We start from the raw sequence: 20,671 nt of genomic DNA, 5'->3' as shown, positions 1-20,671 counted from the left end.
GGCCTTTTCCCCTGTTTCCTGTTCCGTTTTCCGCCTTCCCGGTTCTCCATGCAAGACAAATACAACCATCTCGACGTTGAGCGTGACGCTCAAGCCCACTGGACCGCCGCCGACGCCTACCGCGTGACGGAGGATGCAGGCCGCAAGAAATACTACGCCTGCTCCATGCTGCCCTACCCCAGCGGCAAGCTGCACATGGGCCACGTGCGCAACTACACCATCAACGACATGCTCACGCGCCACCTGCGCATGAAGGGCTACAACGTGCTGATGCCCATGGGCTGGGACGCCTTCGGCCTGCCGGCCGAAAATGCCGCCATGAAAAACGGCGTGCCGCCGGCCCGGTGGACCTACGACAACATCGCCTACATGAAAAAGCAGATGCAGGCGATGGGGCTGGCCATCGACTGGAGCCGTGAGGTCGCCACCTGCGACCCGGACTACTACAAGTGGAACCAGTGGCTGTTCCTGAAGATGCTGGAAAAAGGCATTGCCTACCGCAAGACCCAGGTCGTGAACTGGGACCCGGTCGACCAGACCGTGCTGGCCAACGAACAGGTCATTGACGGCAAAGGCTGGCGCACCGGCGCCACCGTGGAAAAGCGCGAAATCCCCGGCTACTACCTCAAGATCACGGCCTACGCCGAAGAGCTGCTCGACAGCGTCAGCCACAAGCTGCCCGGCTGGCCTGAGCGCGTCAAGCTCATGCAGGAAAACTGGATAGGCAAAAGCGAAGGCGTGCGCTTTGCCTTCACGCACGACATCCAGGATGCCTCCGGCAAGCTGATCGGCGACGGAAAGATGTACGTCTTCACCACGCGCGCCGACACCATCATGGGCGTGACCTTCTGCGCCGTGGCGCCCGAGCACCCGCTGGCCCTGCACGCGGCGGCTTCCAGCCCCAAGGTCGCGGCCTTCATCGAGGAAAGCAAGGCCGGCGGCACCACGGAAGCCGAACTCGCCACGCAGGAAAAGAAAGGCGTGCCCACGGGCCTTTTCGTCACGCACCCGCTCACCGGCGGCAAGGTCGAAATCTGGGTCGGCAACTATGTGCTGATGAGCTACGGCGACGGCGCCGTCATGGGCGTTCCCGCGCATGACGAGCGCGACTTCGAGTTCGCCAAAAAATACAGCCTGCCCATCAAGCAGGTGGTCGACGTCAAGGGCCAGGCCTACAGCCTGGACGCCTGGGCCGACTGGTACGGCGACAAGCAGCAGGGCACCACCATCAATTCCGGCAAGTACGACGGCTTGTCCTTCAAGGCGGCCGTCGAAGCCGTCGCCGCCGACCTCGCGGCCAAGGGCCTGGGCGAGAAAAAAACCACCTGGCGCCTGCGCGACTGGGGCGTGAGCCGCCAGCGCTACTGGGGAACGCCCATTCCCATCATCCACTGCGAGGAGCACGGCGCCGTGCCGGTGCCGGAAAAAGACCTGCCCGTGGTGTTGCCGCAGGACTGCGTGCCCGACGGCTCCGGCAACCCGCTGCACAAGCATGCGGGCTTTCACGCCGGCGTGGTCTGCCCCGTCTGCGGCAAACCCGGGCGCCGCGAGACCGACACCATGGACACCTTTGTCGACTCGTCCTGGTACTTCATGCGCTACTGTGATCCCAAGAACGCCCAGAAGATGGTGGCCGAAGGCGCCAACTACTGGATGCCCATGGACCAGTACATAGGCGGCATCGAACACGCCATCCTGCATCTGCTTTATGCGCGTTTCTGGACCAAGGTCATGCGCGACTTGGGGCTGGTGAAGGTCGACGAGCCCTTCACCAAGCTGCTCACGCAGGGCATGGTGCTCAACGAGGCCTTCGCGCGCACCACCACCGGCAAGCAGTACTTCTGGGCGCACGAGCTCGACATCGTGCGCGACGAGCACGCCAAGGTGCTCTCCGCCACCGCCAAGGCCGACGGCCTGCCGGTGCCCTACGAGGGCTGGACCACCATGTCCAAGTCCAAGAACAACGGCGTCGACCCGCAGGACCTGATCGAAAAGTACGGCGCGGACACCGCCCGGCTCTACACCATGTTCACCGCGCCGCCGGACACCACCCTGGAGTGGAACGACGCCGCGCTCGAGGGCTCCTACCGCTTCCTGCGCCGCGTCTGGAACTTCGGCGTCAAGCTCGGCGCCGGCAAGCAGCCCGAGGGCGGCACGCCCGCGTTCGACAAGGACACCAAGGCCTTGCGCCTGGAAATCCACACGGTGCTCAAGCAGATCGACTACGACTACCAGCGCATGCAGTACAACACCGTGGTGTCGGGCAACATGAAGCTGCTCAACGCGCTGGAAGACTTCAAGGGCGCGGCCTCCGCGGGCTCGGACGCCGCCCTGCGCGAGGGCTTCGGCATCCTGCTGCGCTGCCTGTACCCGGCGACGCCCCACCTGGCGCACGCGCTGTGGTCGCAGCTCGGTTATGCCGCACAGCACGGCGAGCTGCTCGACGCGCCCTGGCCGCAGGTGGACGCAGCCGCCCTGCAGCAGGACGAGATCGAACTGGTGCTGCAGATCAACGGCAAGCTGCGCGGCGCGGTCACGGTGCCGGCCGGCGCCGACAAGGCCGCCATCGAGGCGGCCGCGCTGGCGTCGGAAGCCTTCATCAAGCAGGCCGCGGGCGCACCCGCCAAAAAAGTGATCGTGGTGCCCGGCCGCCTGGTCAACATCGTCATCTGAGACCGTTTCAACGCAAAGAAGGCAAGCCCATGCAGCGTCGCGCATTCCTTTCCCTGTCGGCCAGCGCCGCCGCCCTCACACTGGGCGGTTGCGGTTTCGCCCTGCGCAAGGCGCCCAACTTCGCCTTCAGCACGCTTTTTTCTTCCCTGGGCGAAAGCTCGCCGCTGGGCGTGGAACTCAGAAGATCCCTGCAAGCCACCCACAAGGTGGAAGTGATCTCCGACCCCCGCCGCCTCAACGAGGCGCAGGTGATCCTGGACGTGCTGAGCGACCAGCGCGAGAAGGTGGTGCTCAGCACCAATACCTCGGGCCAGGTGCGCGAATTCCAGCTGCGGCTGCGTTTTCGCTTCAGGTTGCGCACGCTGGCGGGCAAGGAATTGATTCCCGACTCCGAAATCCTGCAGCAGCGCGACATCAGCTTCAACGAGTCCGCCGTGCTGGCCAAGGAAGCCGAAGAAAACATGCTGTACCGCGACATGCAAAGCGACGTGGTCCAGCAAATCATGCGCCGCCTGGCGGCCGTGACGGAGCTTTAGGGCCTCAGGCCCGCATCAGCGTGCTCTTGCCGAACAGGCTCTCGATCAGGTCCACCGCGACTTCGGCCGTGCCGTTGCGCACATCCAGCGCCGGGTTGAGTTCCATCACGTCCAACGAGCCCAGCAGGCCGGTGTCGGCGATCATTTCCATGCACAACTGGGCCTCGCGGTAGGTCGGCCCGCCCTTGATGGCGGTGTCCACCCCGGGCGCGATGGACGGGTCGAGGAAGTCCACGTCGAAACTCACGTGCAGGTGCGTGTCGGGATCCATGCCGGCCAGGGCTTTTTCCATGGTGTGGCGCATGCCCATCTCGTCGATGTAGCGCATGTCGAAGACCTCCAGCCCCTCCTGGCGCACAAAGCGCTTTTCGCCTTCGTCCACACTGCGTATGCCGATCTGCCGTATCGCCGAGGGGCTCATGGCCGGCGTGGCGCCGCCTATGCCGGTGAGCTCGGTCGGGCCGTGGCCGCACAGCACGGCCACCGGCATGCCGTGCACGTTGCCGGTGGGCGTGAGGGTGTTGGTGTTGAAGTCGGTGTGCGCGTCCAGCCAGAGCACGCGCAGTTTTTTGCCGCTGGCGCGGCAGTGGCGCGCCACGGCGCTGATGGAACCTATGCCCAGGCAATGGTCGCCGCCCAGCAGGATGGGCAGGCGGCCGGCGGCCAGGCTCTGGTACATGGCCTCATGCACGGCCTTGTTCCATTCGACCACTTCCGCCAGGTGGCGGTAGCCGTCGGCCGGCGGCAGCCAGGGATTGGTCGGGCCGGCCAGGTTGCCGGTGTCGGCCACTTGCAGGCCGCGCGCATGCAGCGCCTCGCGGATGCCGGCCACGCGCAGGGCCTCGGGGCCCATGGACGCGCCGCGGCTGCCCGCGCCTATGTCGGTGGGCGCGCCTATCAGGTCAACGGGAATGCTCATCAAGGGCCATTTCAGGGATGGTGTCGGGACGGGGTACCTTGACTGTACGGGCTGCCGCCGGCGCCAGCAAGCCGAACAGGTCCTTGGGGTTGTCCAGGCGCGGCACCAGGTCGATCTGGCGGCGCAGGGCCGGGTCGGCGAGCTGCAGCTTGTGCAGGTAGCGCAGGGCCGAATAGTCCTCCAGCGCAAAACCGACCGAATCAAAAATCGTGACCTCTTCGGGCGATGCGCGTCCCACGGCCGTGCCCTTGAGCACGTCGGCGAATTCGGCCACCTTGAAATCCTCGGGCATTTGCTGGATCTCGCCTTCGATGCGCGACTGCGGCTCGAACTCGACCACCACGCGGGCGTCCTTGCGCAGCAGGATGTCGGCGTGCAGCTCGGTCTTGCCGGGGCAATCGCCGCCCACGGCGTTCAGGTGCATGCCGGGCTTGACCATCTCCGGCGTCAGGATCACGGCATTGCGCTTGTCGGCAGTGATGGTGGTCACGATGTCGGCGCCTTGCACGGCCTCGGCGGCCGAGCGGCAAACCGTCACGCGCAAGCCCTGCAGCCCCATGGCGTGCAGGTTGCGCGCCAGTTTGCCGCTGGCCGCGGCATCGATGTCGAAAAGGCGCATCTCGCGTATGCCCAGCATGTGGTGAAAGGCGATCGCCTGGAACTCGCTTTGCGCGCCATTGCCGATGAGGGCCATGACGCGGCTGTCCGGCCTGGCCATCCATTTCGCGGCCAGGGCCGAGGTGGCGGCGGTGCGCAGCGCGGTGGTGATGGTCAGCTCGGACAGCAGCAGCGGGTAGCCGGTGTCCACGTCGGCCAGCACGCCGAAGGCGGTGACCGTGAGCAGGCCCAGTTCGGTGTTCTTGGGGTGGCCGTTGACGTACTTAAAGGAATACTGGTGGCCGTCGCTGGTCGGCATCAGTTCGATCACGCCGTCGGGCGAATGGATGGCGTGGCGCGCCGACTTGTCAAAATCGTTCCAGCGCCGGTAGTCATGCTCGATCTCGCCGGCCAGGCCTTCGATAAAGGCGGCGGCGCCGCGCTGGCGGACGATTTTCTGGATGCTTTCAATGCCAATGTAGTCAACCATGGTGGGGCTCCCGGTCTTGTGTTGATTTCCATTGTCTGCAGCCCTCATGGCAAAGAAAAGTCAGTAAACCGATCAAATTCCCCGGTTGTTTGAGCAAATAGCCAGTCAAAATTGGCGTTTCGCCAATAAAATCTACCCATGGACGATACCGACCGCCAACTGCTGTCCCTGTTGCGCGACAACGCCCGGGCCTCCGTCGCCTCGCTGGCCAAGGTGCTGCGGGTCTCGCGCGGCACGGTGCAGAACCGGCTGGCCAGACTGGAGACCGACGGCACCATCACGGGTTACACGGTGCGCCTCAAGCCCCAGGCCGAGGGCCACCGCATACGCGCCTTCATGACGGTGGCGGTCGAGGGCAACCGCACCGACGCGGTGCTGGCCGCGCTGCGCGGCGACCCGGCCGTCAGCGCCCTGCACACCACCAACGGCCGCTGGGACATGGTGGCCGAGCTGCAGGCCGACAGCCTGGAAGCCTTCGACCGCGTGCTGGGCCGCATACGCCTGCTCGAGGGCATCGCCAATACCGAAACCAGCCTGCTGCTGTCGACCACCAAGCTGTGACCCTGATACGCCCGCTAAACTCCCCGACATGAATCTGGCCCCCGCCCAACTCCAGGAACACCTCAAGCGCGGCTTGAAGAGCCTGTACACCCTGCACGGCGACGAGCCGCTGCTGGTGCAGGAGTTCGCCGACGCACTGCGCGCCGCGGCGCGCGAGCAGGGTTATACCGAGCGCACGGTGCACACCGTGGCCGGCGCGCATTTCGACTGGAGCGAGGTGCTGGCCAGCGGCGGTTCCTTGAGCCTGTTCGCCGACAAGCAGATCGTCGAGATCCGCATCCCCAGCGGCAAACCCGGCAAGGACGGCTCGGTCGCGCTGCAACAGATTGCCGAGCGCGCGCAGGGCGACGACAGCACGCTCACTTTGGTCATGCTGCCGCGGCTGGACAGCATGACAGCCAAGGGCGCCTGGTTCGGTGCGCTTGAGAGCTTCGGCGTCACCGTCAAATTCGACCCGATAGACAGGCGCAGCCTGCCGCAGTGGATCGCCCAACGCCTGCAGCAGCAGGGCCAGCGCGTGGCCGCCGGCGAGGAAGGCCAGCGCACGCTGCAGTTTTTCGCCGACCGGGTCGAGGGCAACCTGCTGGCGGCGCACCAGGAAATCCAGAAGCTGGGCCTGCTCTACCCGGCCCAGTCCGGTGGCAGCGACGGCGTCCTCAGCTTCGACCAGGTCGAAAATGCCGTGCTCAACGTGGCACGCTACGACGTCTTCAAGCTCTCCGAAGCCGTGCTGGGCGGCCAGGCGGTGCGCGTGGCGCGCATGCTGGACGGCCTGCAGTCCGAGGGCGAGTCTGAAGTGCTGGTGCACTGGGCGCTGGCCGAAGACATCCGCAGCATGAAGCGCGTAAAGGACGCCATCAGTGCCGGCCGGCCCATGCCCATGGCGCTGCGCGAAAACCGCGTCTGGGGCATCAAGGAAAAACTGTTCGAGCGCGTGCTGCCGCAGATCGGCGACACCACCCTGGCCAACCTGCTGCATGCCGCCCACAAGGTCGACGGCATCGTCAAGGGCCTGAAGCAGCCCGACTGGCCCGCCGACGGCTGGCAGGCCCTGCACCGGCTGGCCGGCATGGTCTGCGAGCAATGCGCGACGCAAGGGCGTACCAGGCAGGCATAGCCCCAGCGCCGTCGGCGGCCTGCGGCAAGCCTAAAATGGCCTCATGAACGCGCCCGACTCCCACCAAGCCCTTTCTTCTTCCAGCGATATCGCCGGCGACGTCGCTGGCATGATGGAACTGCTGGGCTCCCGGGCCAAAGCGGCTTCGGCCGAGATCGCGCGCGCACCGGCCGCCGCCAAGAACAAAGCCCTGCTGAACCTGGCCAAGTCGCTGCGCAAAAACACGGCGGCGCTGGAAGCCGCCAACCAGCGCGACCTGGAACGCGCCACAACCGCCGGCCTGGCCGGCCCCCTGCTGGACCGGCTCAAGCTCACGCCCAAGATCCTCGACACCGTGGCCCAGGGCTGCGAACAGCTGGCCGCGATGGCCGACGTGATCGGCGACATCATCGGCATGAAGGAGCAGCCCAGCGGCATACGCGTGGGCCAGATGCGCGTGCCCATTGGCGTGTTCGGCATGATTTACGAAAGCCGGCCCAATGTGACGATAGAGGCCGCCTCGCTCGCGATCAAGAGCGGCAATGCCTGCATACTGCGCGGCGGCTCGGAAGCCATCGAATCGAACAAGGCGCTGGCCGCGCTGGTGCAGCAAGCCCTGGCCGACGCCGACCTGCCGCCCGACGCCGTGCTGCTGGTGCCCACCACCGATCGCGAGGCCGTCGGCCAGTTGATCGCCATGCCGCAGTATGTGGACGTCATCATCCCGCGCGGCGGCAAGGGCCTGATTGAACGCATCAGCCGTGACGCCAAAGTGCCCGTCATCAAGCACCTGGACGGCAACTGCCATGTGTACGTCGACGACCCCTGCGACCTGGAGATGGCCGTGAAAGTGGCCGACAACGCCAAGACGCAGAAATACAGCCCCTGCAACGCCAGCGAAGGCCTGCTGGTGGCGCGCGGCGTGGCCGCCGCCTTCCTGCCGAAAATCGGCACGATTTACGCCGCCAAGGGCGTGGAGATGCGCTGCGACCCCGAAGCGCTGGCCATCCTGTCCGGCGTGAAAAATGCCAACACTGTGGCCGCGACCGAGCAGGACTGGTACGAGGAATACCTGGCGCCCATCATCAGCATCAAGGTGGTGGACGGGATTGACGAAGCCATCGCCCACATCAACCACTACTCCAGCCACCACACCGACGCCATCCTCACGCGCGACCACATGCACGCCCAGCGCTTTCTGCGCGAGGTGGACTCGGCCAGCGTCATGGTGAATGCGAGCACCCGCTTCGCCGACGGTTTCGAGTTCGGCCTGGGCGCCGAAATCGGCATCAGTACCGACAAGTTCCACGCGCGCGGGCCGGTCGGCATAGAGGGACTCACCTCCCTCAAATATGTGGTGCTGGGACAGGGCGAAGTGCGCTCCTGAGGGCATGCCGGGCTGCGAAGCCGGCCCACGGATTTTTGGATGGCCCGCGTTGGCGTTACCCCTTGTAACCCAGGTATGCCACCCCAATCTCCCTAAAATTCGGTCAGATATAACCGAAGTACATAACAGACTCCCTCATCGAAAGTGGCCGAATGGTTCCGCACCTCATCACCGCCCTGAACGGCCCCATCAACGAACTCGAACAACGCGTGCTGGACTCCACCCCGGCCATCGAGCGCTGGTTCCGGCTGGAGTGGATGGAGCACACGCCGCCGTTTTACAGCTCGGTCGACATCCGCAACGCGGGCTTCAAGCTGGCCCCTGTGGACACCAACCTGTATCCCGGCGGCTGGAACAACCTGACGCCTGAGATGCTGCCGCTGGCGGTGCAGGCCGCCATGGCCGCGATCGAAAAAATCTGCCCGGAAGCGCGCAATCTGCTGGTTGTGCCCGAGAACCACACGCGCAACAGCTTTTACCTGTCCAATGTGCTGCAGCTCAAGCGCATCTTCCACCAGGCGGGCCTGAACGTGCGCTTCGGCTCGCTGAGCCCCGAGATCAAGGCGCCCACCACACTGAACCTGCCGACCGGCGAGACCATCACCATCGAGCCGCTGATACGTACCGACAGGCGCCTGGGCCTGAAGGACTTCGACCCCTGCACCATCCTGCTGAACAACGACCTGTCGGCCGGCATCCCGGGCATCCTGGAAGACGTCAACGAGCAGTACCTGCTGCCGCCGCTGCACGCGGGCTGGTCGGTGCGCCGCAAGTCGCACCACTTCAAGGCTTACGAAGAAATCTCCAAGCGCTTCGGCAAGCTGCTGGGCATAGACCCCTGGCTGATCAACCCCATGTACGCGCAGTGCGGCGAGGTCAACTTCGCCGAGAACACCGGCATGGAGTGCCTGACCACCAATGTCGACGCGCTGCTGACCAAGATCAAGCGCAAGTACAAGGAATACGGCATCAACGAAAAGCCCTTTGTCGTCGTCAAGGCCGACAACGGCACCTACGGCATGGGCATCATGACGGTGCGCGACGTCAAGGACCTGGACGCGCTGAACCGCAAGACCAAGAACAAGATGAGCACCACCAAGGACGGTCAGGCGCTGTCGGAAGTGATCATCCAGGAAGGCGTGCTGACCAACGAGCGCGTTAACGACGCGGTGGCCGAGCCCGTGGTCTACATGATGGACCGCTATGTGGTCGGCGGTTTTTACCGCGTGCATGCCGAGCGCGGCGTGGACGAAAATCTCAACGCGCCCGGCGCCAGTTTTGTGCCGCTGGCCTTCGCCGACAGCGGACGCCTGCCCCAGCCCGGCGAAAAGCCCGGCTCCAGCAGCCCCAACCGCTTCTATATGTATGGCGTGATCGCCCGGCTGGCCATGCTGGCGGCAAGCTACGAACTCGAAGCCACCGACCCGGACGCCGAGGTTTACGACTGAAAAACCCCCGCAAGGGGGTTTTTTGATGGCCTTTTACGGCCTTTCGGGGCCAACCCCCATGCGCCATACGCAGCCCACTATTAAATACATAGCATTACCCCGTCATCTGCCGGATAGGGCCCCAAGCACGTGCAGCGCCCTCCCCTTGTTACAAGTTGTTGCGGTGCAACAAAATCGGGATTAGTTGGATTTAGGGGTGCCCGCCGACTTGCAAGCCGGGCCCCCGGGCGCAAAATAGCGTTCCCAAAGGTAACCATTCCCGCCCGCCTGGAGCCGTTTTGAACGGGCCTGGCGCAAAGACGGGAAGTTTTTGTGTCTAGTCAAAAATCATCACTCGCGGCGCTCACCTTGGGCGCCATCGGTGTCGTCTACGGCGACATCGGAACCAGCGTCCTGTATGCCGTCAAGGAAGTTTTCGGTTCCGGGCATGTTCCCTTCACCCCCGACAACGTCTACGGCATCCTGTCCATCTTCTTCTGGACGCTGACCGTCATCGTTTCCATCAAGTATGTGGCGCTGGTGCTGCGCGCCGACAACAACGGCGAAGGCGGGCTGATCGCCATGCTGGCGCTGGCCTCCACCGCGGTGAAGGACAAGCCCCAGCTGCGCCGCACCCTGCTGGTCGTCGGCATTTTCGGCACCTCGCTGTTTTACGGCGACGGCGTCATCACCCCGGCGATCTCGGTGCTGTCGGCGGTCGAAGGCCTGGAAGTCGTCTCGCCGGCCTTCAAGCAGGGCGTGATCCCTATCACCCTGATCATCCTGTTTGCCCTGTTCGCGGTGCAAAAGCACGGCACCTCCGGCATAGGCCGGTTCTTCGGGCCCATCACGCTGATCTGGTTCGCCGTGCTGGCCCTGCTGGGCATTTCGCAGATCGCCACCAACCCCCACATCCTGGTGGCGCTGAGCCCGCACTATGCCGTGATGTTCATGTGGGCCAACCCCGGCACCACCTTCATCATCCTGGGCGCCGTGGTGCTGTGCGTGACCGGCGCCGAGGCGCTGTACGCCGACCTCGGCCATTTCGGCAAAAAGCCGATACGCCTGGCCTGGTTCTCGGTGGTCATGCCCTCGCTGGTGCTCAATTACTTCGGCCAGGGCGCCCTGCTGATCAGCAACCCCGCCGCCGTAAAAAACCCCTTTTATTTGATGGCGCCCGAGTGGGCGCTGCTGCCGCTGGTGGGCCTGGCCACCATGGCCACGGTGATCGCCTCGCAGGCCCTGATCACCGGGGCCTTCAGCGTGACCAAACAAGCCATCCAGATGGGTTACCTGCCGCGCCTCAATATCCAACACACCAGCGTGCGTGACACCGGCCAGATCTACATGCCTTTCGTCAACTGGGGCCTGTTCATCACCATCGTGCTCGCGGTGGTGATGTTCCGCTCGTCCAGCAACCTGGCGGCCGCCTACGGCATCGCGGTCTGCACCGACATGCTGATCACCACCATCCTGACCTTCTACGTGATCCGCTACGGCTGGAAGTACCCGCTGAGCCTGTGCATCGCCGCCACCGGCGTGTTCTTCCTCGTCGACTTCGCCTTCTTCGCCTCCAACCTCATGAAGCTGTTCGCCGGCGGCTGGTTCCCGCTGGTCATAGGCGGCGCCGTCTTCACGCTGATGATCACCTGGAAGGAAGGCCGCCACCTGCTCAATGAAAAGCTGCGCGCCGACGCGATAGACCTGCCCAGCTTCCTGGACGCCGTTTTTGTGAGCCCGCCGGCCCGCGTCGAGGGCACGGCCGTGTTCCTGACCGCCGAACCCGGCAGCGTGCCCAACGCGCTGCTGCACAACCTCAAGCACAACAAGGTGCTGCACGAGCAGAACCTGTTCGTGACCGTGCGCAACCACGAAATTCCCTGGATAGGCATGAACAAACGCCTGGAAATCCAGGCGCTGGGGCATGACTGCTGGCAGGTCAATGTGCACTACGGCTTCAAGAACGACCTGGACCTGCCCAAAGCCTTGCAGCAGATCAAGGGCCGCGGCTGCGAGCTGGAGTCCATGACCACCAGCTACTTCCTCTCGCGTGACACCGTGATTCCGACGATTGGCAGCGGCATGGCGCCGTGGCGCGAGAAGCTGTTTGCGCAGATGCACCACAACGCGAGTGGGGCGGCCGACTTCTTGAATTTGCCGAACAACTCCGTGGTGGAGCTGGGCAGCAAGATAGAGATCTGACGCCCGCCCGCGAGGGCGAGCAAACCCTCAAACGCCGCCCGCCAGCAGCGCGGCATTCCCGCCAGCCGCCGTCGTATTCACAGTGACCGTCTGCTCAGCACAGAAACGGTAAAGGTAATGCGGCCCACCGGCCTTGGGGCCGGTCCCGGAGAGCCCCTCTCCACCAAACGGCTGCACCCCCACCACCGCGCCAATCATGTTGCGGTTCACATAAATGTTGCCGACATGGGCCGCTACGGCCAGGGCCTGGGCGCGGGAGTCTATGCGGGTCTGTATGCCCAGGGTCAGGCCGTAGCCGAGTGCGTTGATCTGCGCGATCACGGCCTGCGGGTCCTTGAGTTCGCCGCTACCCCAGCGCACGACCTGCAGCACGGGGCCGAAGATTTCGTCCTTCACGTCGGACAGGCTGCGCACTTCAAAGGCGGCGGGCGGGATGAGGTTGGCCTGGGAAGCCGGGGCTACTGGTGCGACCAGCACCTTGGCGCTGTCGCCCAGGCGCTGCAAATGCTTCTGGATGTTGTCAAAGGCTTCACGGTCAATCACCGGACCGACGTCGGTGGCGAGGTTTGCCGTCTCGCCGGCCACCAGTTCCCGCGCCGCGCCCTGGATCATCTCTATCACGTGGTCGGCGATGCCTTCATGCACGCACAGCAAACGCAGGGCCGAGCAGCGCTGGCCGGCGCTGCGAAACGCGCTTTGCACCACCGCGTCGGCGACCTGCTCGGGCAGGGCCGTGCTGTCGACCAGCATGGCATTGATGCCGCCGGTCTCGGCGATCAGCGGGACGATGGGGCCGTCCTTGGCGGCCAGCGCGCGGTTGATGATTTTGGCGACCTGGGTGGAGCCGGTAAACACCACGCCGGCCACCTGGGGCGCCGCCACCAGCGCCGCGCCCACGGTCTCACCGGGGCCGTGCGCGAGCTGCAGCGCGCCTTCGGGCACGCCGGCTTCATGCAGCAGCTTCACCGCCTCCCAGGCAATGCCAGGCGTCTGCTCGGCCGGCTTGGCCAGCACGGCGTTGCCGGTGGCCAGCGCCGCCGCGACCTGGCCGGTGAAGATGGCCAGCGGGAAATTCCAAGGGCTGATGCAAACCCAGACGCCGCGCGCAGTCAGGCGCAGCTCGTTGGTCTCGCCGGTCGGGCCGGGCAGGGCCACGGGCTGCATGATGCGTTCGGCCTCATTGGCGTAGTAGCGCAGGAAATCCACCGCCTCGCGCACTTCCGAGACGGCGTCGCCCCAGGTCTTGAAAGCTTCCTTGACCAGCAGCGCGCAGAGCTTGGGCATCTGCCGCTCCATCGCGTCGGCGGCGCGGCGCAGGATGGCCGCGCGCCCGGCCACGTCCACTTTGCTCCATTGTCGGTAAGCGCCGACGCCTTTCTCCACCACAGCCGCGGCCTGCCGGGTGTCAAACTCCGGCACCACGGGCACGGGGGTGGCGGCCAGCGCGGCGAGCAGCGGCGCGCGCATGCTGGCTACCGTGAGGTCCAGGCCCAGGCTGTTGGGCCGGCCGGGGCCGTAGAGCGCGGGCGGCAGCGGCAGCGAGGACTCGGGCTCCAGCCGCAGCGGCGAGGTCAGCAGCTCGCCCATGCCGACCGACTCGTCGGCAAGCTGGTGCACAAAGGAGGAATTGGCGCCGTTCTCGAGCAGGCGCCGCACCAGGTAGGCCAGCAGGTCGCGGTGCGCGCCCACGGGGGCGTAGACGCGGCAGCTGATCAGCGGGTTCTTGAGCACCTCGCGGAACACGCCCTCACCCATGCCGTGCAGGCGCTGCAGCTCAAAGGGCACGGCGTTGCGCGAAGCCATCTGCAAAATCGCGGCAATGGTCGCGGCGTTGTGGCCGGCGAATTGCGGGTAGATCGCATCGGGCGCGGCCAGCAAGGCCTGCGCGCAAGCCAGGTAGGACACGTCGGTGTGGTGCTTGTGCGTGAACACCGGGTAGTGCGGCAGGCCCATCTCCTGGGCGCGCTTGATTTCCGAATCCCAGTACGCGCCCTTGACCAGGCGGCACATCAGGCGCAGCCTGTATTTGCGGGCAATGGCGGCGATGTGATGGATCAGGTCCAGCGCGCGCGTCTGGTAGGCCTGCATGGCCAGGCCAAAGCCCTGCCACTGCGGATGGTGCTGGGCCACCAGGGCGGCCAGCGCCTCAAAGACGTCGAGCGACAACTCCAGCCGGTCGACTTCCTCGGCGTCTATCGTGAGGTTGATATTGGCCCGGGCCGACAGCTCGCACAGGCCCCAGACACGCGGCACGAGTTCAGCCATCACGCGTTCGCGCTGGGCGTCTTCATAACGCGGGTGCAGCGCGCTGAGCTTGATGGAGATGCCGTCGTTTTTTTCCGTCGGGCCTGCGGCATTCGCGCCGGCGGCGATGGCCTGGATGGCATGGGTGTAGCTCGCGAGGTAGCGCAGGGCATCGGCGTCGGTGCGCGCGCCCTCGCCCAGCATGTCGTAGCTGAAACGCAGGTTGGGGATTTTTTTGCGGCTGCCGTCGGCCTCGCCCATGGCGTCGCCAATGGTCTGGCCCAGCACGAATTGCCGGCCCAGCAGTTGCACGGCGCGAAGGGTGGCGGCCACGACGGTGCGCGCGCCCAGCTTGCTCATCAAGTTGGGATGGCCGCCCTCGGGCAAAAACAGCTTGGACATCGCGATCGCGGAGGCCGACAGGCGCGCCATCACGCCGTCGCCGGCGCCGTCGAAATCGGCGCGCCCCAGTTGGTCGGCCGTCAGCGCAATCGCCGTTTCAGCATCCGGCACGCGCAGCAGGGCTTCGGCCAGGCGCATCAGGGCCAGGCCCTCGGCGCTGGAAATCGGGTATTCCTTGAGCAGGCTTTCCATGGCCCAGAAAGGCGGCGGGTTGTCGCGCACGGCCTGCACCCAGGGCTGGGCCGAATGTGCGGCCGCCGCCCAGTCCAGCGCGCCGGCCAGGCTTCGCAGCTGGCCGGCCACGATCTCGGATTCAGGGCGGTAGGGGAAAGGCAGGCGCGGGGAGGTGAACATCGGGGGCTCCATGGAGGATTTCACGGTTTGGGGTAGTTATTCAGTGGATACATCGATGTTCCGTTGAATAATGATGAGTTTCCCGCTAAATTTCACAAAATAACCGAATAATTCACTACTCATGTTTGAAGCCTCAGCAGAAATTGACCGTATAGACCTCAAAATCCTGAATGTTTTACAGCAGGACGGCCGGATTTCCAACCTCAAGCTGGCCGAAAGCGTGGCCCTGTCGCCCACGGCCGTGCTGGCCCGGGTGCAGCGCCTGAGCCGGGACGGCTATATCCTGGGCTACGAGGCCCTGCTCAACCCGCTCAAGCTGGGCGCCGGCATGATGGTGTTTGTGGAGGTCTTGCTGGACCGCACCACGCCCAATGTGTTCGAGGCCTTCAAAGCGGCGGTGCAGGTGCACCCTGAAATCACCGAATGCCATATGGTGGCCGGCGGCTTTGACTACCTGCTCAAGACCCGCATGGCCGACATGGCGGCCTACCGCTCTTTCGCCGGTACCGTGCTGTGGCAGCTGCCGGGCGTGCGTGAAACCCGTACCTACGCGGTGATGGAAGAGGTCAAGAGCACCACTCGGCTGGCACTGGGCGTTTAGCCGCCCAAGGGCGCCGGCCGCCGGGAAATGCGGTTTTCACCCTTTTTCGGCTGTATTTCACAGACTTTTTCCCAAAACCGGCCCTCTATGGGGACTAACCGCGTTGCCAAGCCGGCAAGCTCGGAATACCTTTGCCCTACACAAATATAGGTAATCCACTGCATAGGCAGACTGCGGCCGAATCCACGGTTGCAGACAACATCGGAGGGCTTACTGATGAACACCCAGCCATGGTCCCGGTTCGGCGCGCTGCTATTGGCACTGGCGGCCGGTAGCGCGCACTGCGCGGAAACCGGTGTCAGCGACAACGAAATCCTGGTCGGGCAATTCGCCGCCCAGACTGGCCCCGCGGCCGAGCTGGGCAAGCGCATGCAGCTGGGCATACTGGCCCACTTCAATGCGGTCAATGCGGCGGGCGGCATCAACGGCCGCAGCCTCAAGCTGGTATCGCGCGATGACGGCTACGAGCCCGAGAAGGCCGCCGCAGCGGTCAAGGCCCTGATCGAGGAGGACAAGGTGTTCGCGCTGGTCGGCTCGGTCGGCACGCCGACCACGCTGGCCGCCGTGCCGGCCATCAACGCGGCCGGCATCCCGCTGATAGGCCCGTTCACCGGCGCGCAGGCCCTGCGCGAGCCCTTCAACCGCAACATCTTCCATGTACGCGCCAGCTACTTTGACGAGACCGAACGCATCGTGCAGCACCTGAGCACCGTTGGCATCACCAAGATCGCCGTTTTCTACCAGAACGATTCTTACGGCAAGGCCGGGCTGGAGGGCGTGACGCGGGCGCTGGCCAAACGCAACCTCAAAGCCGCGGCCAGCGTCACCGTCGAGCGCAACAGCGTGGACGTGGCCGCGCCGCTGGCGGAAATCCTCAAGGCCACGCCAGAAGCGGTGATACAGATCAGCGCCTACAAGTCCTGCGCCGCGCTGATCAAGCAGGCCCGGGCCAAGGCCTACGGCGGCCAGTTTTTTAATGTGAGCTTTGTCGGCTCCAAGGCTCTGGCCGAGGAACTGGGCGACGCCGGGGCCGGCGTGACGATTTCGCAGGTCGTGCCCTTTCCCTACACGCCCTCCTCGGCCATCGTGCGCGAGTACCAGCAGCGCATGACGGAAGCCGGCAACAAGGATTTTGATTTTTCGAGCATGGAAGGTTTTCTCGCGGCCAAGGTCTTCACCGAAGGCCTGCGCCGCGCCGGCAAGAACCTGACCCGCGAAAGCCTGGCCACGGCGCTGGAATCACTGCGCGACCACAACATGGGCGGCTTCACCATCAGCTACGCGCCCAAAAGCCACGAGGGCTCGCGTTTCACCGACCTGACCATCATCGGGCGCGGCGGGAAATTCATGCGCTGAACCGGGCCCGCCGTCCGGGCAGGGCCGCGCCAGGGCTTGCCAGGCGGCGCTCCCTGGCCATAATGCGAGCACAAACCACACCCCTCCCTGTCAGATCTCACCAGGAGTGACCATGAAATCCACCTCTCTTCTGCTGGCAAGCGCCGCACTGGCCTTCGCCGCCGGCGCTTATGCGCAAACCACCAAGCCCGGCTTGTGGGAAATCACCAACAAAATGCAGTCGAGTTCCGGCGAAATGGAAAAAGCCATGGCCAATATGGAAAAGCAGATGGCCAGCATGCCGCCCGAGCAGCGCAAACAGATGCAGGACATGATGGCCAAGCAGGGCATGTCCATGGGCTCGGCCTCCGGTGGCGGCATGAGCATGAAGGTATGCATCACCAAGGAAATGGCAGAGCGCAATGAGTTGCCGCAGCAGCAGCAAGGCGACTGCAAGACCACCCGTTCGCCGGTCAGCGGCAACACCATGAAGTTCTCTTACGCCTGCACCCAGCCGCCTTCCAGCGGCGAAGGCGTGATGACCTTCAACGGCGACTCCGGCTACACCATGAAGATGAACACCACGACCACCGTCAAGGGCAAACCCGAGAAGATGACCATGGATGCCACGGGCAAATGGCTGTCGGCCGACTGCGGCACCATCAAGCCCATCGCTGTCCCCAAGAAATAAAAGAAGCCCGAGGCGGGCATATTTTCACCAGCAGGGGCCGCGGAACCGGCTTTGCCGGGCCGCAAGCGCAGTGCCCCCTTGGGGGGCAGCGCATTACACGGAGCCGAAGGCGAAGTGAAAAGCGTGGGGGCCTACCTCTTGCCAAATATGGCGGTGCCTACTCTAACCATGGTGCTGCCAGCATGAATGGCGGCCTCCAGGTCGGCGGTCATGCCCAGCGACAAGGTATCCATAGGTGTCGGCAGGACACCTGAAGCATTGACCGCATCAAAAAGGGCTTTGGTCCTGGCATGCACCGCGCAGGCCGCGTCGAAGTCTGCGGCGGGCTCGGGAATGGCCATCAGGCCGCGCAGCACCAGGCGCGGCAGCTGCGCGACTTCCTGCGCCAGGGCCTGGACCTCGGCCGGCGCCAGGCCCGATTTGTTGGCGCCGCCGTCGATATTGACCTGCAGGCAGACCTGCAGCGGCGGCAGGCTGTCGGGCCGCTGCTCGCTCAGGCGCTGGGCGATCTTGAGCCGGTCGACCGACTGCACCCAGTCAAAATGCTCGGCGACCAGGCGGGTCTTGTTGCTTTGCACCGGGCCTATGCAGTGCCATTCCAGGGCCAGGCCGCCCGGCCGGCCCCGCAGCGCGAGGATTTTTTCCACGCCCTCGGCGATATAGTTTTCGCCGAAGGCGCGCTGCCCGTCCGAGGCGGCTTCGGCGACGGCTTCGGCGCCGAAGGTCTTGGACACGGCCAGCAGCCGCACGGTGGCCGGGTTGCGCCCGGCGGCGAAGCAGGCCGTGGTGATACGGTCACGGACAAGCTGGAGATTGCGCACAATCGTGGTCATAATCGAACTGTAAACTTTAGTTGAGTCATTTTTAAAAGGGTCCCGGGATGGATATCACGCAGTTGCTGGCCTTTAGCGTCAAGAACAAGGCGTCTGACTTGCATTTGTCGGCTGGCTTGCCGCCCATGATTCGGGTTCACGGCGACGTGCGGCGTATCAACATCGACCCGCTGGACCACAAGCAGGTGCATTCCATGGTGTACGACATCATGAACGACACCCAGCGCAAAACCTACGAAGAATTCCTGGAGGTCGACTTCTCGTTCGAGATCGACGGGCTGGCCCGCTTTCGCGTCAATGCCTTCAACCAGAACCGCGGCGCCGGCGCCGTGCTGCGGACCATTCCGTCCAAGATCCTGACGCTGGAGCAGCTCAACGCCCCGAAAATCTTCGGCGACCTGGCGCTCAAACCACGCGGCATGGTGCTGGTGACGGGTCCCACGGGTTCGGGCAAGTCCACCACGCTGGCGGCCATGGTCAACTTCCTGAACGAAACCGAGTACGGCCACATCCTCACGGTGGAAGACCCCATCGAGTTCGTGCACGAATCCAAAAAATGCCTGATCAACCAGCGCGAGGTCGGCCCGCACACGCTGAGCTTCAACGCCGCGCTGAAATCCGCGCTGCGCGAAGACCCGGACGCCATCCTCGTGGGCGAAATGCGCGACCTGGAAACCATACGCCTGGCCATGTCGGCCGCTGAAACCGGCCACCTGGTCTTCGGCACGCTGCACACCTCCAGCGCCGCCAAGACGATAGACCGGATCATCGACGTGTTCCCGGCCGAGGAAAAGGAAATGATCCGCTCCATGCTGTCGGAGTCACTGCAAGCGGTGATTTCGCAAACGCTGTGCAAGACCAAGGACGGCGCGGGCCGCGTCGCCGCGCACGAGATCATGCTGGGCACTTCCGCAATCCGCAACCTGATCCGCGAAGCCAAGGTCGCGCAGATGTATTCGGCCATCCAGACCGGCAACAGCGTGGGCATGCAGACCCTGGACCAGAACCTGACCGACCTGGTCAAGCGCAATGTGATTTCCGCCGCGGAGGCGCGCGGCAAGGCCAAGATACCGGAAAACTTCCCCGGCTAAGCCATCCCGCCGTCTTTCGTTGACAACAGAATCTGTTTGAAAGGAGTCGCTCATGGAACGCGACCAGGCCAGTAAATTCATCAACGACTTGCTCAAGCTCATGGTCAGCCGCAACGGCAGCGACCTGTTCATCACGGGCGACTTTCCGCCGGCCATGAAGGTGGACGGCAAGGTGACCAAGGTCTCGCCGCAGCCGCTCAACGCCAACCACACGCTGGCGCTGGCGCGCTCCATCATGAACGACAAGCAGGCGGCGGAGTTTGAGCGCACCAAGGAATGCAACTTCGCGATCTCGCCGCCCGGCGTGGGCCGTTTTCGCGTGAACGCCTTCATCCAGCAGGGCAAGGTCGGCATGGTCATGCGGACGATTCCGGCCACGCTGCCCACCATCGACGGGCTGGGCGTGCCCCAGGTGCTCAAGGATGTGGTGATGAGCAAGCGCGGCCTGACCATCCTGGTCGGCGCCACCGGCTCGGGCAAGTCGACCACGCTGGCCGCCATGGTCGACTGGCGCAACGAGCAGTCCTACGGCCACATCATCACGATTGAAGACCCGGTGGAGTTCGTCCACGCGCACAAGAACTGCGTGATCACGCAGCGCGAAGTGGGCCTGGACACCGACAGCTGGGAAGCGGCCCTGAAAAACACGCTGCGCCAGGCGCCCGACGTGATCCTGATGGGCGAGATCCGCGACCGCGAGACCATGGAGCACGCCATCGCCTTCGCCGAAACCGGCCACCTGTGCCTGGCCACGCTGCACGCCAACAGCGCCAACCAGGCGCTGGACCGCGTGATCAACTTCTTCCCCGAAGAGCGCCGCACCCAGCTGCTGATGGACCTGTCGCTCAACCTCAAGGCCATGATCTCGCAGCGCCTGGTGCCCAAGCAGGACGGCAAGGGCCGTTTTGCCGCAGTGGAAGTCATGCTCAACTCGCCGCTGATCTCCGACCTGATCTTCAAGGGCGAAGTCTCCGAGATCAAGGAGATCATGAAAAAGAGCCGCAACCTGGGCATGCAGACCTTCGACCAAGCCCTGTACGACGCCTTTGAAAGCCACTTCATCACCTACGAAGATGCCCTGCGCAATGCCGACTCGGTGAACGACCTGCGCCTGCAGATCAAGCTCAATTCGCAGCGCGCCAAGTCGACCGACCTGTCGGCCGGCACCGAAAACTTCGCCATCGTTTAGGGTGCAGGGCGCCGGCCTTGCGCCGGCGGCCCTCTTCTCCCTC

General features: G+C 64.6%; 16 protein-coding genes. 12 read left to right on the top strand and 4 right to left on the bottom strand.

Features of this window, described 5'->3' with window-relative positions:
- Positions 1 to 48 precede the first annotated feature (48 nt).
- Complete coding sequence (gene leuS / locus BLQ85_RS17810) at positions 49 to 2,673, top strand: leucine--tRNA ligase (RefSeq protein WP_074578825.1); 2,625 nt, start codon at positions 49 to 51, stop codon at positions 2,671 to 2,673.
- Positions 2,674 to 2,702: 29 nt separating this feature from the next.
- Positions 2,703 to 3,209, top strand: a complete 507-nt coding sequence (gene lptE, locus BLQ85_RS17805) for an LPS-assembly lipoprotein LptE (RefSeq protein ID WP_074578823.1) — start codon at positions 2,703 to 2,705, stop codon at positions 3,207 to 3,209.
- A gap of 4 nt (positions 3,210 to 3,213) precedes the next feature.
- Here lptE and rocF read toward each other — a convergent pair whose 3' ends face one another.
- Positions 3,214 to 4,128 carry an arginase gene (gene rocF / locus BLQ85_RS17800; protein WP_074578821.1) on the bottom strand — a complete coding sequence of 305 codons (915 nt, stop codon included), beginning with the start codon at positions 4,126 to 4,128 and terminating at the stop codon, positions 3,214 to 3,216.
- Positions 4,112 to 5,215, bottom strand: coding sequence for an ornithine cyclodeaminase (locus BLQ85_RS17795; protein ID WP_074578819.1), 1,104 nt, complete (start codon positions 5,213 to 5,215; stop codon positions 4,112 to 4,114). The genes rocF and BLQ85_RS17795 overlap by 17 nt, the downstream gene beginning before the upstream one ends.
- A 138-nt stretch (positions 5,216 to 5,353) precedes the next feature.
- Between BLQ85_RS17795 and BLQ85_RS17790 the strand changes: the two genes are divergently transcribed.
- From BLQ85_RS17790 to BLQ85_RS17770, 5 genes are all read left to right on the top strand, one after another.
- A complete protein-coding gene (locus BLQ85_RS17790) occupies positions 5,354 to 5,776 on the top strand; it encodes an Lrp/AsnC family transcriptional regulator (protein ID WP_074578817.1) in 423 nt (140 codons plus the stop codon).
- Between the two features lie 28 nt (positions 5,777 to 5,804).
- A complete protein-coding gene (holA, locus tag BLQ85_RS17785; RefSeq protein WP_074578815.1) occupies positions 5,805 to 6,893 on the top strand; it encodes a DNA polymerase III subunit delta in 1,089 nt (362 codons plus the stop codon).
- 109 nt (positions 6,894 to 7,002) lie between these two features.
- Positions 7,003 to 8,259 carry a glutamate-5-semialdehyde dehydrogenase gene (locus BLQ85_RS17780; RefSeq protein ID WP_371327308.1) on the top strand — a complete coding sequence of 419 codons (1,257 nt, stop codon included), beginning with the start codon at positions 7,003 to 7,005 and terminating at the stop codon, positions 8,257 to 8,259.
- A gap of 152 nt (positions 8,260 to 8,411) precedes the next feature.
- A complete protein-coding gene (gene gshA / locus BLQ85_RS17775) occupies positions 8,412 to 9,707 on the top strand; it encodes a glutamate--cysteine ligase (protein WP_074578810.1) in 1,296 nt (431 codons plus the stop codon).
- A gap of 312 nt (positions 9,708 to 10,019) precedes the next feature.
- Positions 10,020 to 11,888 carry a potassium transporter Kup gene (locus BLQ85_RS17770; RefSeq protein WP_074578808.1) on the top strand — a complete coding sequence of 623 codons (1,869 nt, stop codon included), beginning with the start codon at positions 10,020 to 10,022 and terminating at the stop codon, positions 11,886 to 11,888.
- Between the two features lie 27 nt (positions 11,889 to 11,915).
- Here BLQ85_RS17770 and BLQ85_RS17765 read toward each other — a convergent pair whose 3' ends face one another.
- Positions 11,916 to 14,888: an L-glutamate gamma-semialdehyde dehydrogenase gene (locus BLQ85_RS17765; protein ID WP_083336903.1), complete on the bottom strand. Its 2,973-nt coding sequence runs from the start codon at positions 14,886 to 14,888 to the stop codon at positions 11,916 to 11,918.
- A 121-nt stretch (positions 14,889 to 15,009) separates the two neighbouring features.
- Between BLQ85_RS17765 and BLQ85_RS17760 the strand changes: the two genes are divergently transcribed.
- The 3 genes from BLQ85_RS17760 (at position 15,010) to BLQ85_RS17750 (ending at position 17,515) form a co-directional block, all read left to right on the top strand.
- Positions 15,010 to 15,489, top strand: coding sequence for an Lrp/AsnC ligand binding domain-containing protein (locus BLQ85_RS17760; RefSeq protein WP_007872894.1), 480 nt, complete (start codon positions 15,010 to 15,012; stop codon positions 15,487 to 15,489).
- 216 nt (positions 15,490 to 15,705) lie between these two features.
- The gene (locus BLQ85_RS17755) at positions 15,706 to 16,845 is read left to right on the top strand and encodes an ABC transporter substrate-binding protein (protein WP_074578804.1); all 1,140 of its coding nucleotides are present in this window, start codon (positions 15,706 to 15,708) and stop codon (positions 16,843 to 16,845) included.
- Between the two features lie 112 nt (positions 16,846 to 16,957).
- Positions 16,958 to 17,515 carry a DUF3617 domain-containing protein gene (locus BLQ85_RS17750; RefSeq protein WP_074578801.1) on the top strand — a complete coding sequence of 186 codons (558 nt, stop codon included), beginning with the start codon at positions 16,958 to 16,960 and terminating at the stop codon, positions 17,513 to 17,515.
- A 131-nt stretch (positions 17,516 to 17,646) separates the two neighbouring features.
- Here the strand turns inward: BLQ85_RS17750 and BLQ85_RS17745 are convergent, their stop codons facing one another.
- Positions 17,647 to 18,348 carry a YggS family pyridoxal phosphate-dependent enzyme gene (locus BLQ85_RS17745; RefSeq protein WP_074578799.1) on the bottom strand — a complete coding sequence of 234 codons (702 nt, stop codon included), beginning with the start codon at positions 18,346 to 18,348 and terminating at the stop codon, positions 17,647 to 17,649.
- A gap of 47 nt (positions 18,349 to 18,395) precedes the next feature.
- Between BLQ85_RS17745 and BLQ85_RS17740 the strand changes: the two genes are divergently transcribed.
- Together BLQ85_RS17740 and BLQ85_RS17735 are read left to right on the top strand one after the other, a co-directional pair.
- Complete coding sequence (locus tag BLQ85_RS17740) at positions 18,396 to 19,439, top strand: type IV pilus twitching motility protein PilT (RefSeq protein WP_074578797.1); 1,044 nt, start codon at positions 18,396 to 18,398, stop codon at positions 19,437 to 19,439.
- 52 nt (positions 19,440 to 19,491) lie between these two features.
- Positions 19,492 to 20,628: a PilT/PilU family type 4a pilus ATPase gene (locus BLQ85_RS17735; RefSeq protein WP_007867660.1), complete on the top strand. Its 1,137-nt coding sequence runs from the start codon at positions 19,492 to 19,494 to the stop codon at positions 20,626 to 20,628.
- Positions 20,629 to 20,671 lie beyond the last annotated feature (43 nt).

It is taken from the genome of Polaromonas sp. JS666 (assembly GCF_900103405.1).
Taxonomy (GTDB): Bacteria; Pseudomonadota; Gammaproteobacteria; order Burkholderiales; family Burkholderiaceae_C; genus Polaromonas.
The sequence above is the reverse complement of the archived record's forward strand: the minus strand, read 5'-3'. Positions and strand labels throughout refer to the sequence as shown.

Excerpts from the sequence above, each read along its gene's own strand:
- leuS (WP_074578825.1), top strand. The coding sequence starts at position 49 with ATGCAAGACAAATACAACCATCTCGACGTTGAGCGTGACGCTCAAGCC.
- lptE (WP_074578823.1), top strand. The coding sequence starts at position 2,703 with ATGCAGCGTCGCGCATTCCTTTCCCTGTCGGCCAGCGCCGCCGCCCTC.
- rocF (WP_074578821.1), bottom strand. The coding sequence starts at position 4,128 with ATGAGCATTCCCGTTGACCTGATAGGCGCGCCCACCGACATAGGCGCG.
- BLQ85_RS17795 (WP_074578819.1), bottom strand. The coding sequence starts at position 5,215 with ATGGTTGACTACATTGGCATTGAAAGCATCCAGAAAATCGTCCGCCAG.
- BLQ85_RS17790 (WP_074578817.1), top strand. The coding sequence starts at position 5,354 with ATGGACGATACCGACCGCCAACTGCTGTCCCTGTTGCGCGACAACGCC.
- holA (WP_074578815.1), top strand. The coding sequence starts at position 5,805 with ATGAATCTGGCCCCCGCCCAACTCCAGGAACACCTCAAGCGCGGCTTG.
- BLQ85_RS17780 (WP_371327308.1), top strand. The coding sequence starts at position 7,003 with ATGATGGAACTGCTGGGCTCCCGGGCCAAAGCGGCTTCGGCCGAGATC.
- gshA (WP_074578810.1), top strand. The coding sequence starts at position 8,412 with ATGGTTCCGCACCTCATCACCGCCCTGAACGGCCCCATCAACGAACTC.
- BLQ85_RS17765 (WP_083336903.1), bottom strand. The coding sequence starts at position 14,888 with ATGTTCACCTCCCCGCGCCTGCCTTTCCCCTACCGCCCTGAATCCGAG.
- BLQ85_RS17760 (WP_007872894.1), top strand. The coding sequence starts at position 15,010 with ATGTTTGAAGCCTCAGCAGAAATTGACCGTATAGACCTCAAAATCCTG.
- BLQ85_RS17755 (WP_074578804.1), top strand. The coding sequence starts at position 15,706 with ATGAACACCCAGCCATGGTCCCGGTTCGGCGCGCTGCTATTGGCACTG.
- BLQ85_RS17750 (WP_074578801.1), top strand. The coding sequence starts at position 16,958 with ATGAAATCCACCTCTCTTCTGCTGGCAAGCGCCGCACTGGCCTTCGCC.
- BLQ85_RS17745 (WP_074578799.1), bottom strand. The coding sequence starts at position 18,348 with ATGACCACGATTGTGCGCAATCTCCAGCTTGTCCGTGACCGTATCACC.
- BLQ85_RS17740 (WP_074578797.1), top strand. The coding sequence starts at position 18,396 with ATGGATATCACGCAGTTGCTGGCCTTTAGCGTCAAGAACAAGGCGTCT.
- BLQ85_RS17735 (WP_007867660.1), top strand. The coding sequence starts at position 19,492 with ATGGAACGCGACCAGGCCAGTAAATTCATCAACGACTTGCTCAAGCTC.